Origin of the sequence: Streptomyces sp. GbtcB7 (genome assembly GCF_019091445.1) — a bacterium.
Classification (GTDB): domain Bacteria; phylum Actinomycetota; class Actinomycetes; order Streptomycetales; family Streptomycetaceae; genus Streptomyces; species Streptomyces mirabilis.
Window position 1 is genome coordinate 86843 of the sequence record NZ_JAGXJM010000033.1, and the last position, 13252, is coordinate 100094.

The window sequence follows — 13252 nt, forward strand, 5'->3', positions numbered from 1 at the left end:
ACCTGATTCCGCAGAATGCGGGTGTGGCACGCCATGTGGCTGCAGCGCATCGACACCAAGATCGCCGCCCTTCAAGAGTGGGACACCGAACAGGAACAGGGCCGGAAGAGACAGCCTCATGAGCCGGACTGGATCCTCGAACTCGGCATCGGCAACGGACGCCCGCCCATCGAGGTGCACGTCAGCGGCTGCTACCCCGCAGGCAAACGACGGCGCCCCGTCCCGTGCGACGAAGCACGCCAACTCCTCACCTCAGGCGTGCGCGCCCGTACCCACTGCAAGCCCGGCGCCCAGCTCCGCATCCTCGACTGCCCCGCCACAGACGGCGCCGCGCCTCTACTCCCCCACTCTGCACGGGACTTCGGCCTGGACACCCCGCTGCCGCCGGGCCGGCTTCTTCGCCGCCGCGGACTTCTTCGCGGCCTTCTTGGCAGGCGCCTTCCCGGCCGTGTTCCCGGCCATCTTCTTCTTAGCCGTCTGCTTCTTGGCCGTCGGCATCTCGTGGACGTCGGCATCGCCGCCACTCTCGCCACGTGCGGCCTGGGCCTTGCGGACGCTCTCCTGCAGGGCGGCAATCAGGTCGACCGATTCCTCGGCCTCGGTGCTCGGCTTGGGCCGCCCTCGGCCCCTCGGCCTTCGCCTCGGTCACCGCTTCCCACGCCTCGCGGTACTCCGTGCCACGCCGGCTTCGCCACGGCGCCTGCGCTGTTGCGGGCCAGCGCCCGCCCGATCTACCGGCACGGGGCCGTTCCTCCTCGCGGGTATTTCATGGGTAGCCAGCGGCGACGGCCCACTCTGCCGACAGACTGGCCATGACCGGTTCGGAAGAGGGCGGGCCGCCGTGTGGAGGGATGTCATGTCACAGGACATCGAATTCGATCTGCCCTTCCCGCTTCGGGTCAGCGCAGACATGGAGGGCACCCGCCGCCGCAACCTTGACTGGGTCTGCCGGCAGGGGCTGGTTGGTGGTGAGCGGTCCGTGGGCTGGTACACCTCGTGGGACATGCCTCGGCTCGCCGCCCATGGTTTTCCCTACGCCACCGGGCGGGGGCTGGATCTGTGTACCGATGTCGTGGCGTTCTTCTTCGTCTTCGACGATCAGCTCGACGGCCCTCTGGGCCTTGTGCCCGACCGAGTCGCCCGGGTGTGCCAGGGCCTGATCGACGTAGTCCACGGCACGGGCACCGGCAGCGGCACCGGCCACGGCGCCGATCCGTGCTCGACCGCGTTCGCCGACCTCTGGCGCCGCAGCACGGACGGTGCCGCTCCCGGATGGGTGGCGCGGGTCGCCCACGAGTGGGAGTACTACTTCGCCGCCCACGCCCACGAAGCGGTCAACCGGTGCCGGGGGTGCCGGTGGACATGGAGCACTACCTCTATGCCCGCAGGGGCGTCGCCGGGACGGCGCTGCCGTTGTCGCTGGCCGAACGGGCGGCGGGTCTCAGCCTGCCGGCGGCGGTCTTCCACAGCCCGCAGCTGAGGATCATGCGGGAGATCGCCATCGACATCACGCTGATGTGCAACGACGTCTACTCCCTGGAGGAGGTCGTGCACGGCAGTGTGCCGCTGCTGAACGCGTTCGGCCGGTCGGCCCGCACATGAGGGCGGCGGGTGCAGGATGCCGAGGGCCACCCCCGAGTGATCTCGCCCATGGCCGTTTTCATCTGCCGTTCTGCATGGGTGCCGTGTTCCGGAGTTCATGGGCTTCGGCGAGGAGGAGATAGCTGCTGGCGGTCCATGTGTATGCGCGGTCGCGCAGGCCCGTACCGGTCAGGGCGTCGAAGTTCTCCGCGAACCCGTGGGTCTCGCACAGCCTGCGGAAACGGGCGCTGATCTCATCCGCCAGGCGGTGGTGGCCGGCTCGGCGCAGGCCGTCCTCGATGAGGACGGTGGCGGGCGCCCAGATCGGGCCGCGCCAGTAGCCGTCGGGGCGGTAGTGCGGTGAGGTGGGCAGTTCGGAGGCCAGACCGTATGGGGTGAGGTGTGCCTCGATCCGGACGGCCAGGGCCTTGCCCAGGTTCTCGGGCAGGTGCTCGCCCAGCACGATCGGCATCAGGTCGAGCAGGCTGGAGCTGCTCCAGGTGTCGCCGCTGTCGGCGCCCCGAGCGAGGAACTTCTCCCCCGTCCACAGCTCGTCGAGCATCGCGGTCTGGGTCGCCTCCGCGGCTCGCAACCAGTCACGGGCCGCTTCAGGGAGGCTGAGTTCCGTGGCCAGGGCGCCGAGTTCGCGCAGTTGGAGGGCGAGGAACGCGGCCAGGTCGGCGGTGACGACCACGCGCTCGGGGTCGAACGTGGTGGCGTTGTCCCAGCCGCTGTCGTTGCCGTGCTGGTAGTGGGGCAAGAGGGCACCAGGTGCGCGGCGCGCGGTGAGCCAGAAGTCCGTCCAGCGCTGCAACATGTCGTAGGCGGCGGTGAGTTGTGCGCAACTCAAGGGTTCGGGAAGCCGTCGGCGCAGGTGGGCCAGGGTCCAGCCGTGGATGGGCGGTTTGACGAAGTTGCGGAGGACTTCCGAGTGGGTCACGGAGTCGGGCAGGGCGCCGCTTTCGTCCTGGTGGTCGAAGGGCAGAACGAACTGGTTCCAGGCCAGCGCGGGAGCTCCGGGGGCCAGGGCGAGGGCGTTGAAGCAGTGGTCCCAGCTCCAGACCTTGTCCATCCAGTGCTTGGACATCAGCACGGCGGGCCGGCGGACGAGGCCCGCCGGGTCGACGGTGGCCGACCACAGTACGTAGGCGGCGAGTTCGGCGGCCGGGGTGCCGGGCGATCGCCAAGGGGCGACCGCGTCGGTGAAGGCGCCGACGGCCCGCTCCGCCGCGGCCACGACCTCGTCGAACGTCCTCGATGAGCTATACGGCCGGCGTGCGCTGTCGAGTTCTTGGACGGCCGCCTCCCAGATGGCGTCGGCCTCCGCGGTGACCGTAAGGCCGCGTTCGGCGCGGCCCAGGGTCTGGCTGCCGGAGACCTCGCGAACGATGCCGGACAGTATGGTGATCCGGTAGCGGCGGCCCGTCTCGTACGAGGTGAAGACGTGAGCTCCGTCCAACGGGTCGCGGTAGAAGTACGCGCCCGTGAAGGGCGTCAGCGTCTGCGCCGCTGCCGTGATGCGCAGGCCCGCCCCCTTGCCGCGCAGGCGGACGGTGTCCGGCGACTCGTAGGCGAGGTCGATGTGCCCGCTCTCGTGGGTCCAGCTGAGCTGACTCGGTGTCGCCGTGACGCGGGTCTCGACCCGCTCGCCCGTCGTGGCATCGACGGGGACGAGGCGCAGGACGGCGTGCATGCCGTTCTGGTGGGACACGAGGTGGAGATCGTCGGCACGCGTCTTCTCGCCCAGCACGGGCGAGATGCCGAACCAGGAGCCGTGCGTGCTGAACGGTATGTCGTGGATGGAGAAGGCCGGGCCGGATCGGGCGGCGGTCATCAAGCGGTACTCGTTTCTTCAGCAGGGTCACCGGCGCTGAGCGGACGGGGTCAGTCCTTCACCGCTCCGGCACTCACGCCGGCGGCGACGTAGCGCTGGGCGAGGACGAGGATCACCGTCGCGGGCAGCGAGGCCACGACGGCGGTGGCCATGATCGCGTTCCACTGCTGGTTGTTGTTGCCGATGTAGTGGTAGATGCCGAGGGTGATCGGTTCGTGTGCGCCGCCGTTCGCGAGAGTGCTGGCGAAGACGAAGTCGGACCAGGACCACAGGAACGCGAACAGGGACACCGTGACGACGGCGTTGCGGCTCATGGGCAGGACGATCGACCAGAAGGTGCGCAGGGGTCCGGCTCCGTCCGTCTTCGCGGCCTGGAGTAGCTCGTCGGGGATGCCGGACATGAACGCGGTGAAGATCAGTACGGCGAAGGGGACGGCGAGGGTGGAGTCCGCGACGATCAGCCCGGGCACCGACTGGAGCAGTCCGAGGCTGAGGTAGATGGCGTAGAAGCCCATCGCCATGATGATGCCGGGGATCATCTGGGCGACCAGGAAGAGGAAGCTGAGTACGCCGCCGCCGCGCGGGCGGAGTTTGGCCAGTGCGTAGCCGGCGGGTGCGGCGAGCGCCACCGTCAGTACGACCGTGCCCAGGCCGATGACGAGGCTGGTGCCGAGGTAAGGCAACTGGTCGTCCAGGACGGCCCGGTAACCCTCCAGCGTGCCGTGCACGGGGAACAGGTCGGGCGGGCTCTTGCGCATGTCCTGGTCAGGGGTGAAGGACGCGTTGAGCATCCAGTAGACCGGGAACAGCATGATCGCGGTGAGGGCGAGGCCGGTGGCGGTCTTCCACCAGGTGGTCCGGCGGGCTCGGCGCGGGCGGAGTGCTGTCGCGATGGTCGTCATGGGGCGTACTGCTTTCGCTGGACCCTGAGATACACCAGGCCGAACGCCAGGGCAGCGACGACGAGCAGGTTGCCGACGGCCGCTCCGGGGCCGAAGGCGGGCAGCAGGTTGCCGAAGCCGAGCCGGTAGGACCAGGTGGCGAAGGTGGTGGACGAGTCGGCCGGGCCGCCCTTGGTCATGATCCAGATGATGTCGAAGACCTTGAGCGTGTAGACCAGACCCAGCAGCAGGGTGATGGCGGAGACCGGGCGCAGCAGCGGGAAGGTGATGTGCCAGAAGCGCCGCCAGGCGTTCGCGCCGTCAAGGGCGGCCGCCTCGTACAGGGTGCCGGGGATCGCTTGCAGGCCGCTGTACAGCACGACCAGGTTGAACGGGATACCGATCCAGACGTTGGCGATGATCACCGAGGCCAGTGACCACGAGGGCGACGTCAGCCAGTTGACCGGACCGATGCCGACGGCGTGCAGGGCGGCGTTGACCACACCCGAGTCACTGTTCAGCATCCACGACCAGGTGGAGGCCGACACGATCAGCGGCAGCAGCCACGGTACGAGGAACAGGGCGCGCAGGGTCGCGGAGAGCCGGAAGTGCTGGTTGAAGAAGACCGCGAGGGCCAGGCCGATGGCGTACTGGAAGAACAGACAGACGGCGGTGAACACCACAGTGTGGGTGAGTGCCGGGGCGAAGGTGGGGTCGTCGAAGACGGTGCGGTAGTTGGCGAGGCCGGTGAAGGGTGCGTTGCCCTGGACGAAGGAGCGGACGGTGTAGTGGCGCAGGCTCAGGTCGAGGTTGCGGTACAGCGGATAGGCGTAGAAGAGGCCGAGGTAGAGGGTGACCGGGGTGAGGAAGGCCCAGGCGGCCCACTGCTGGGAGGTGAGACGGCGGCGGGGCGCCGTGCGGGCCGGGGACGGGGCGGCGGTGGCCGCCCCGTTCCGGTCGAGCAGGGGTCCACGGTCCGCCAGATGTGTCGTGTGGTTCATCAACGACCCTTGTGTTCCGGTTACTTGACGGCGTTCTGGGCCGCAGTTAGCGCGTCCTTCGGGGACTTGGACCCGCTGAGGGCTGTCTGAACCGCCTTCCACATCTGCTCCGAGATCTTGGGGTACTTGGTGCCGAGGTCGTCGCTGGTGCGTCCCTTGGCCGCCTTGACCGCCTCGACCCACGGCTTCAATCTGGCGTCGGATGCCACCTGTTTGTCCTGCACCACGCTGGTGGGGGCCACGTAGGACAGGGTGGTGTCGGTGGCGTAGAGGTTGTCGGTGCTGGTCAGGCAGGAGACCAGCTTGCGTGTGGTGGCGTAGCGGCCGGTGTCGCCCTGGACGGGGACGGTGACGAACTCACCGCCGGTCGGGGCCGCGGCGTTGCCACCGGAAGCTCCGGGTATCGGGAGCACGCCGTATTCGAATCCGGCCTTCTCGGCGTTGGCGAGCTGCCAGGTGCCGTTCTCGGCGAAGGCGTAGTCGCCGGTGGCGAACTCCTGCCAGCTGGTGGTCTGCGTGTTGTTGAGCACCGAGTTGGGCGCGTAGCCGTTCTTCAGCCAGCCGTTCCAGAGGGACAGCGCCGACTCGCCCTGGGAGGAGTCGAGTTGGGTGAGCTTCGCGCCCGCGCCCCAGAGCCACGGCAGGAACTGGAAGCTGCCCTCCTCCGTGCCGATCGCGGAGAAGGTGATGCCCTTCTTGCCCGCCTTCTTGGCCTTCTCCAGGGCCGCCGTCAGCGACGGCCAGTCCTTGACCGAAGCGATGTCGACGCCCGCGGCCTTGAGGACCTTCTTGTTGTAGTAGAGGGCAAGGGTGTTGGCGCCGATGGGTGTTCCGTAGGTCTTCCCGCCCGACTGGCCTGCCGCGAGGAGGTTGGGGTCGACCTTCGAGGTGTCCACCTTGTTGTCGGCCGTCGTGGTCAGCACCCCCGCCTCCGCCAGGGTCGAGACCACGGGATTGTCGACGATGAGCACGTCCGGGGAATTGTCCTGCTGGGCCGCCAGCAGCGCCTTGTTCGCCAGGTCGCTGGTGTCGAACGCGGTCCGCTTGATCTTGACGCCCGCCTTGGCGCCGCAGCCGTCGAGCAGCTTCGCCCACGCCGAGTCCTTGGCGAACTGCGGGTAGGGGTCCCAGAGGGTGTAGGTGCCGCCGTTCTCCCCTTTCGCGGACGAACTGCCCCCGGACGAGCATGCGGTGGTGCCTGTGGTGAGGGCGACGACGGTCAGGGCCGCGGCGGTGAGCCGCCGTCCGGTGGATCCGTTCATGGCGCGTTCCTTCGTGTTTTCGGCAAGGGCATGCCGAAGCTGCGGGTCGGGAAGCAGCCGGCCGAGCACGGCCGGTGAAGAAGCGGAGCTGTGGACGTGGGGGGAAGTGGGTGAAGGTCAGGCGATCGAGCCGGGCCCGGCATCCGGGTGGGTGTGGGCGGGGCCAGTGCTCGTGCGCAGCGAGATGGGTGGGGCGAGCAGGTGGTGGCGTGGCGCCGCTTCGGGATGGTCCAGCCGCTCGACGAGCAACTCGACGGCGAGGTGTCCCATCTGCTCTGCGGGCACATCCGCCGCGGTGAGCTGCGGGGTCACCGTCTCCGCCCACCGGCCGGCCACGACCCCGGTGACGGAGAAGTCGCGCGGCACATGGCGGCCCGCCGCGGCCAGGCCACGGTAAATACCGCCCAGCGCGGCCTCGTTGAGCGTGACCAGTGCCGTGGTGGCCGGGTCGTCATGCAGGATCTGTTCCACGCACACCTGGCCGGAGGGGGCGTCGTCGCCGCAGTTGTACGTCCGTGCGGTGAGCCCTCGCTCGGCCGCAGCCTTGGTGAAGCCGTCCAGACCTCGATGAGCCGACTCGTAGCCGGCGCGCAGCATACGCTCGGGCCGGTTCACGAGGGCGATCCTGCGGTGGCCCAGGTCGGCGAGGTGGTCGACACAGGCCGCCGCCAGCGCGGTGTGGTCCAGGCCCACCCACCAGTCGCCGTCCGGCTGCGCGGTGCGGCCGATACAGACGGCCGGGAAGTTCTCGGCGACGAGGTGATCGATCCGGTCGTCCTGGAGTCTGATCTCCATCAGGATCGCACCGTCGACCCGCCGCTCGCCCAGCAGCCGCTGGAACGAACGGTCACTGTCAGCGCCGCTCGGGGAGAGCAGCACGTCGTAGTCGTAGGCCGCCGCGGCCTCCACCACGCTGCCGATGAAGTCGAGTTGCATGCCGGTGTAGTGGGTGCCGGCGGGAGGGAAGACCAGACCGAGGGTGCTGGTCCGGCCGTTGGCCAGGGCACGGGCGCTGGCGTTGGGCCGGTAGCCCAGTTCGTCGATGACCCGCTGGATCTTCTGCCGGGTGTCGTCGGACACCGGACGCTTACCGCTGAGCGCGTACGAGACGGTGCTCCGCGAGACACCGGCCCGCCGGGCGATCTCACCGATGTTCACGGGACTCCTTCTTCGAACCGGTTCGATGGCGAGCCAGTTGTCGAACCGGTTCGCGTGAAGGGAAGTTAGGAGGGGGCGGGTCGCCTGTCAATACTTGGCGCACACTTCGGGAAAACGGCGGCCAGTCCGCGTCGGAGGTATTGCTGGCCCATTTCCACCGGTGCTAGCTTCCGGCGAACCGGTTCGACGCAGCCACCACATCTTCCCTGCGCCACCCCGAGTCTGACGGCATGACACCAGGCCCGCCCGGCTCGATGTCCATCGAACCGGTTCGAATCCCGGACGGCACGGATCACCCCACGGAGACCTCAGTGCGATCCAGACGCAGCAGAAGAAGAGCCGGCGCCGGTGCCACCACCGTCGCGGCCCTCGCCGCCCTACTCGCCGCACCCACCGTCGGCTCGGCCCGAGCGGCCGAGCCGGAGCAGCTCGCGATCGACCTGTCCGATGACACCGGCGCCTTCCACGGCGGCGCCTCCGGCTCGCTCTACGGCGTCTACGGCGACGGCGTGCCCAGCCGCAACGTCCTCGAGGGCATGCACATCCGCACGGTGTCGACGAAGGCGCAGGACGGTCCCCAGCACCCGGGGGCGGACGCCCTGGAGATGCTGCCGCCGTTCGTGGACTCCGGCGGCAAGGACGTCTACATCTACATGACCGACATCTACCGCGGCTTCCCGTACGAGTGGCCGGGTGCCGACGGTCCGGCGCGACTCGCCGACTTCGAGGCGAAGATCAAGAAGCAGGTCCAGCAGGTCCTGACCATGGGTGACTACAGGAACCATGTCGTCTTCGTCCCCTTCAACGAACCCGAAGGGAACATGTTCGGCACAGGCGAATGGAGCTACAACAAGGTCTCCTGGCTGAACGACCCGCGGTACTACTTCGAGGCCTGGAAGGAGGTCTACCAACTCATCAAGGGCCTCGCCCCGGACGCCCGCATCGCCGGACCCAACACCAGCGTCCCCTACAACCAGGTCAAGGGCTTCCTCCAGTACGCCAAGGCCAACGACGTCGTCCCCGACGTGATGACCTGGCACGAGCTGTCCAGCCCCGCCTCGGTCCGCACGAACGTGGCGAAGTACCGGCAGATGGAGAAGGACGTCGGGGTCGGCCCACTGCCGATCAACGTCAACGAGTACGGCCACAACTACCACCTCTCCGTGCCCGGCCAGGTCGTCCAGTGGGTCTCCGCCATCGAGGAGTCCAAGATCGACGCCGACCTGGCGTACTGGAACATCGACGGCAACCTCAACGATTCCGCCGTCGAGGCCAACAAGGGCAACGGACAGTGGTGGCTGTTCAACGCCTACGGTCAGATGTCCGGCCGCACGGTGCAGGTGACCGCCCCGCACCCCAACCAGCAGTACACCCTCCAGGGCGTCGCCACGCTCGACGAGAGCAAGAAGCAGTCGAGGGCCCTCTTCGGCGGCAAGGGCGGCGACGCGGACGTCGTCTTCAAGAACATCGACCCCAAGCTGTTCGGCACGACCGTGCACGCCACCGTGCAGGAGATCCCGTGGACCGGCCAGGTCGGAGACTCGGCCCAACCGCTGCGGCTGGCCGATCAGGAGCTCAAGGTCGGTGCCGATGGCGCTGTCACCCTGCCCATGACCGGCATGAACGAGATGTCGGCGTACCAGGTGATCCTCTCCCCCGGCGGCAACGGCGGTGTACTGGACACGCCCTCCGTCAGTTGGCGCCGGACGTACGAGGCGGAGAACGCCACCTACACCGGCAGCGGTTACTCCAAGAACGGCCCCGAGGGCACGCCCACGAACGTCGGAGGCTTCGCGACCTCCGGCTCCTACAACGTGGGCGGCCTGCGCACCGGCTCCGACGGCGTCCTCGCCTTCGACGTCGACGTCCCGCAGGACGGCACCTACGACCTGAGCGTCTTCGCCAACTCCTACAACCTGTACGACCTGGTGAAGGAACAGGGCCCGACCAACGTCTTCCTGCGCGTCGACGGCGCCGGCCCGCAGGAGCTGCGGCTGCCCCTCGGCTACAAGTGGGTGGTCTGGGGTCACACCGACACCCAGGTGAAGCTGACCGCGGGCAAGCACCGCATCACGCTCGCCGCGAAGGATCCGGATCTCGGTGTCACCAAGGGCGACGCCATCATCGACAAGATGGATCTGTCGCTGCGCGACCGGCATGTGACCGCGCCCGCGGTCTACGAGGCCGAATACGCCACCCTCTCCGGATCCCGCCCCGGCTACACCTACGCCGGCACCTCGGGCGCCGGCGCCGTGCCACTGGCCAAGGGCGACTCCGCGACCTTCTGGGTCTACTCCCGCACCGATGGTGAAGCGACCGTGTCCGTCGACCACTTGGGCGGCGGCCGCGCGAGTCTCTCCCTCAACGGCGAGAAGCTCGACGTGCCCCAGGTCGGAGGCGGCAAGAAGGGCACCGACCGGGTCCGGATGTTCCTGTCCGGCGGCATCAACAAGATCACCGTCACCGGCGCCTCACATGAACTGGCCCTCGACCGGCTGCGGGTCACCCCGTCCAGCGGCACCCTGACGACCAAGGTGTACCAGGCGGAGGACGGCACCGTGACCGGCGCCGCCAAGGTGACCGACGCCTACACCTTCGCCTCCGCCGGCAAGGCGGTCACCGACATAGGCGACGGAAAGGCCAACGCCCTCACCGTCGACGTCACCGCCCGGCACTCCGGACGGCACGCGGTGACCATCCGGTACTCCAACGGCGAGCAGGCACCCGCGACCCACTACAACCCCGACCCGATCGCCCGGCACGCCGACCTCTCGGTCAACGGCGGACCGGCCCGCAGGGTGCTGTTCCCGACGACCTTCCACTTCGACAACTTCTGGGAACTGACCGTCCCGGTGACGCTGAAAAAGGGCACGAACCGGCTGTCCTTCACCGCGGCGGAACTGCCCGACTTCAACGGCGACACCTACAACCAGTACGACCAGCGGTCCCCGTACGCGCCGGTCATCGACCGGATCGCCGTCACCCCGCTCGCCGCGAAGTAGCGGGCGACGGTCCCTCCTCCCTCCCCCGACGAAAGAGCCGCACATGCGCCTGCGTTCACCACGCCCACTTTCCACAGCCGCCGTCCTGCTGGCCACCCTGGCGGCGAGCCTGCTGCCCGCCACCGCCTCACATGCCGCCGACACGAGCGTCACCGTGGATTTCGCCACCTCCGGAGGCGCCCCTACGTACCACGCCTCCGGCACGATCTATGGAATGACCCCGGACGGCTCACTGCCCCAGGACCACTTCTTCAAGGACATCAAGTGGCACTTCATGCGAGCCGGCGGCGCCCAGCTCAACAGCGGCGGCTACGCCACCAGCCTCGCCGACTACCAGACCCGTTGGAATTCCACCCTCGCCCAGTACAAGCGGACGGTCGCCCTGGGCGGCACCTTCGTCCTGCTCCCGCACGACCTGTGGGGAGCCGACGGCACCACCAGCCAGGGCTGGCCCGGCGACAACGGCAGCTGGACGCAGTTCGACAATTTCGTCACCCAGCTCATCAGTGACGTCAAGGCCAACAACATGACCGTCCAGTGGGACCTGTGGAACGAGCCCGACGGCAGCAACTTCTGGGGCGCCTCGCAGAGTCAGTACCTGCAGATGTGGTCCCGGTTCTACGCCAAGGTACGGGCCGCCTTCCCCAACCAGCTGATCGTCGGACCCAGCACCGCGAGCCAGCCCAACACCTCCAACACCTGGTGGACGACCTACCTGTCCTACGTCAAGGCCAACAACGTCGCCCCGGACATCTACAGCTGGCACGACGAACCGGGCGACCCGGTCACCGATGTCGGCCGCGCCAACTCGACCCTCACCGCGGCGGGGCTGACCAACTCCCGGCCGTACCAGATCAACGAGTACGCCACGCTGTCCATGCAGTCCCCGGGCGGCGGCGCCTGGTTCATCGGCCGCCTGGAACGGGTCGGCGCCGACGGGCTGCGCGGCAACTGGGGCGGGGGCACGAACCTGCACGACTACGAGGCCAACCTGCTCACCAAGAACAGCGCCGGCCAGTACGTGCCGCTCGGCGAGTGGTTCATGTACCGCTACTACGGCTCGCAGAGCGGCAACATCGTCAACCTGATCCCCGGCACCGGCACCGACGGCCTGGCGACCAAGGACAACACCGCCAAGAACGCCAAGATCCTCCTCGGCAGCAACGGCAACACCGGCACCGTCACCGTCAACCTCACCGGCCTGAACACCACGTCGGTCGTGGAGAGCGGCAAGGTCCGCGCGGTCGTCCAGCGCGTCCCCTACAACAACGGGGCCGCGGTGACCGGCCCGGAGACCGTCTCCGACACCACCCTGACGGTGAGCAACAACGCCACGTCGGTGAGCATCCCCTGGTCGAACGCCAAGGACGGCTATACCGTCACCCTGCTGCCGCCCTCCAACACCACCGTCTCCACGGTCGCCGTCAGCCAGAACAGCGGTCAGTGCCTCGACGACAGCGACCTCAGCACCGCCAACGGCACCCAGTACCAGCAGTACTACTGCGAGGGCGGCTACCAGCAGATGCTCGACCTCAAACCGGTCGCCGGCCGGACCAACACCTACACGATCGTCAACGAGCTCAGCGGCAAGTGCCTGGACGTCTCAGGCGCCTCCACGGTCGACGGCGCCGCCGTCGACCAGTACACCTGCAACGGCCAGACCAACCAGATGTTCACCCTCACCCCCGTCACCGCACTCGGCAACAGCCACGACTACCAACTCGTGGCCGTGCACAGCGGAAAGTGCGTCGACGTCTCCAACGTCTCCACCCAGCCGCGGGCCCTGATCCACCAGTGGACCTGCGATGCCGCGAGCGCCCTCGGCACCAAGAAGAACCAGATCTGGCGTCTGCAAGGCAAGGCCTGAGCCTCCGCCCTCTACTCCCCGTCAATGGGCGAGTAGAGGGCGACACCTCACCGGACGCTGTCAGCAGCCGACAAAGATCAGAGGGTATCGGCCCAGCCGGTGAGGACGCCGTTCACCGAAGCCGTCGCGCAGAGGGTCCCACTCGGCCCAGAAACGGGCATTACGGCTCCGCCGTTCCAGGATGGCGTCAACGAGCTCACCGCGTTCATGGGCATCGAGTCCGTACGCATCGACCCGCACCTGAACCTGGCGGAAGACCACGTTGTTCGGCCCACAGTCGTGGTCGCAGACGACGGGAAAGCTCCCCGCCAAAGCGCTGTTGCGGGTCGCGTCGTGCAGTGCGCGCAGAAGCGATCCGGCGGCAGCGACCTGCTGATCCGCCCAGGCACGGAATCGTGCCGGGACGTCACCGGACAGGTAGCTGAGGACATCCGTGGAGCCCTCGCGTCCCAGGTAGCGGGGTGCTCCGTCGAAGCCCCGACGCTCCAGCAGAACGAGGAGGTCAGCGACGAAGCCTGAAGCTGGAGTAGGAGGCCGGCGCGCTGTCTCACCGACGCGGACGACGCCGGCGGTAATGCGCCCCCCTGTCAGCACCACGCCTTCCTAGGCTTCTTGTGCCTTCGGAGGCGTGGTCGCGGAGGCCGCGGGGCGCGACGGCGCCGATGC

Annotated in this window: 11 protein-coding genes and 2 pseudogenes; 6 read left to right on the top strand and 7 right to left on the bottom strand. The window is 68.3% G+C overall.

Translation table 11 applies throughout. The features are described from left to right. Window positions 1–33: 33 nt before the first annotated feature. Window positions 34–288 (top strand): annotated as a pseudogene (locus KVT44_RS58835) (DUF6233 domain-containing protein); the annotation flags it as partial. A 48-nt stretch (window positions 289–336) separates the two neighbouring features. On the opposite strand, the gene KVT44_RS40905 reads toward KVT44_RS58835, so the two are convergent. Beyond that, window positions 337–498 (bottom strand): hypothetical protein, encoded by a 162-nt coding sequence (locus KVT44_RS40905; protein WP_217572917.1) that lies wholly within the window; start codon window positions 496–498, stop codon window positions 337–339. Window positions 499–859: 361 nt separating this feature from the next. Beyond that, the gene (locus tag KVT44_RS60740; protein WP_308314248.1) at window positions 860–1174 is read right to left on the bottom strand and encodes a hypothetical protein; all 315 of its coding nucleotides are present in this window, start codon (window positions 1172–1174) and stop codon (window positions 860–862) included. Here KVT44_RS60740 and KVT44_RS60745 point away from each other — a divergent pair. After that, window positions 1124–1291, top strand: a pseudogene (locus KVT44_RS60745) (terpene cyclase); the annotation flags it as partial. The gene KVT44_RS60740 and the pseudogene KVT44_RS60745 overlap by 51 nt on opposite strands. A gap of 71 nt (window positions 1292–1362) precedes the next feature. Further along, window positions 1363–1602, top strand: coding sequence for a terpene synthase family protein (locus KVT44_RS58845; RefSeq protein WP_254650589.1), 240 nt, complete (start codon window positions 1363–1365; stop codon window positions 1600–1602). A gap of 58 nt (window positions 1603–1660) precedes the next feature. Here KVT44_RS58845 and KVT44_RS40915 read toward each other — a convergent pair whose 3' ends face one another. The 5 genes from KVT44_RS40915 to KVT44_RS40935 form a co-directional block, all read right to left on the bottom strand. Further along, window positions 1661–3415, bottom strand: a complete 1755-nt coding sequence (locus tag KVT44_RS40915) for an amylo-alpha-1,6-glucosidase (RefSeq protein ID WP_217572919.1) — start codon at window positions 3413–3415, stop codon at window positions 1661–1663. Between the two features lie 50 nt (window positions 3416–3465). Then, the gene (locus KVT44_RS40920) at window positions 3466–4317 is read right to left on the bottom strand and encodes a carbohydrate ABC transporter permease (RefSeq protein WP_217572921.1); all 852 of its coding nucleotides are present in this window, start codon (window positions 4315–4317) and stop codon (window positions 3466–3468) included. Next, entirely contained in the window at window positions 4314–5297 is a 984-nt protein-coding gene (locus KVT44_RS40925) for a carbohydrate ABC transporter permease (RefSeq protein WP_217572923.1), read from the bottom strand. The genes KVT44_RS40920 and KVT44_RS40925 overlap by 4 nt, the downstream gene beginning before the upstream one ends. Before the next feature lie 20 nt (window positions 5298–5317). Then, on the bottom strand, window positions 5318–6559 hold the full coding sequence (locus KVT44_RS40930; protein ID WP_217572925.1) for an extracellular solute-binding protein: 1242 nt from the start codon (window positions 6557–6559) through the stop codon (window positions 5318–5320). A 117-nt stretch (window positions 6560–6676) separates the two neighbouring features. Then, window positions 6677–7717: a LacI family DNA-binding transcriptional regulator gene (locus tag KVT44_RS40935; RefSeq protein WP_099918426.1), complete on the bottom strand. Its 1041-nt coding sequence runs from the start codon at window positions 7715–7717 to the stop codon at window positions 6677–6679. 311 nt (window positions 7718–8028) lie between these two features. On the opposite strand from KVT44_RS40935, the gene KVT44_RS40940 reads away from it, so the two are divergent. The 3 genes from KVT44_RS40940 (at window position 8029) to KVT44_RS40950 (ending at window position 13105) form a co-directional block, all read left to right on the top strand. Next, entirely contained in the window at window positions 8029–10719 is a 2691-nt protein-coding gene (locus KVT44_RS40940) for a cellulosome protein (RefSeq protein ID WP_217572927.1), read from the top strand. A 43-nt stretch (window positions 10720–10762) separates the two neighbouring features. Beyond that, complete coding sequence (locus tag KVT44_RS40945) at window positions 10763–12586, top strand: RICIN domain-containing protein (protein ID WP_217572929.1); 1824 nt, start codon at window positions 10763–10765, stop codon at window positions 12584–12586. Window positions 12587–12685: 99 nt separating this feature from the next. Beyond that, window positions 12686–13105 carry a hypothetical protein gene (locus tag KVT44_RS40950; RefSeq protein WP_217572931.1) on the top strand — a complete coding sequence of 140 codons (420 nt, stop codon included), beginning with the start codon at window positions 12686–12688 and terminating at the stop codon, window positions 13103–13105. Window positions 13106–13252 lie beyond the last annotated feature (147 nt).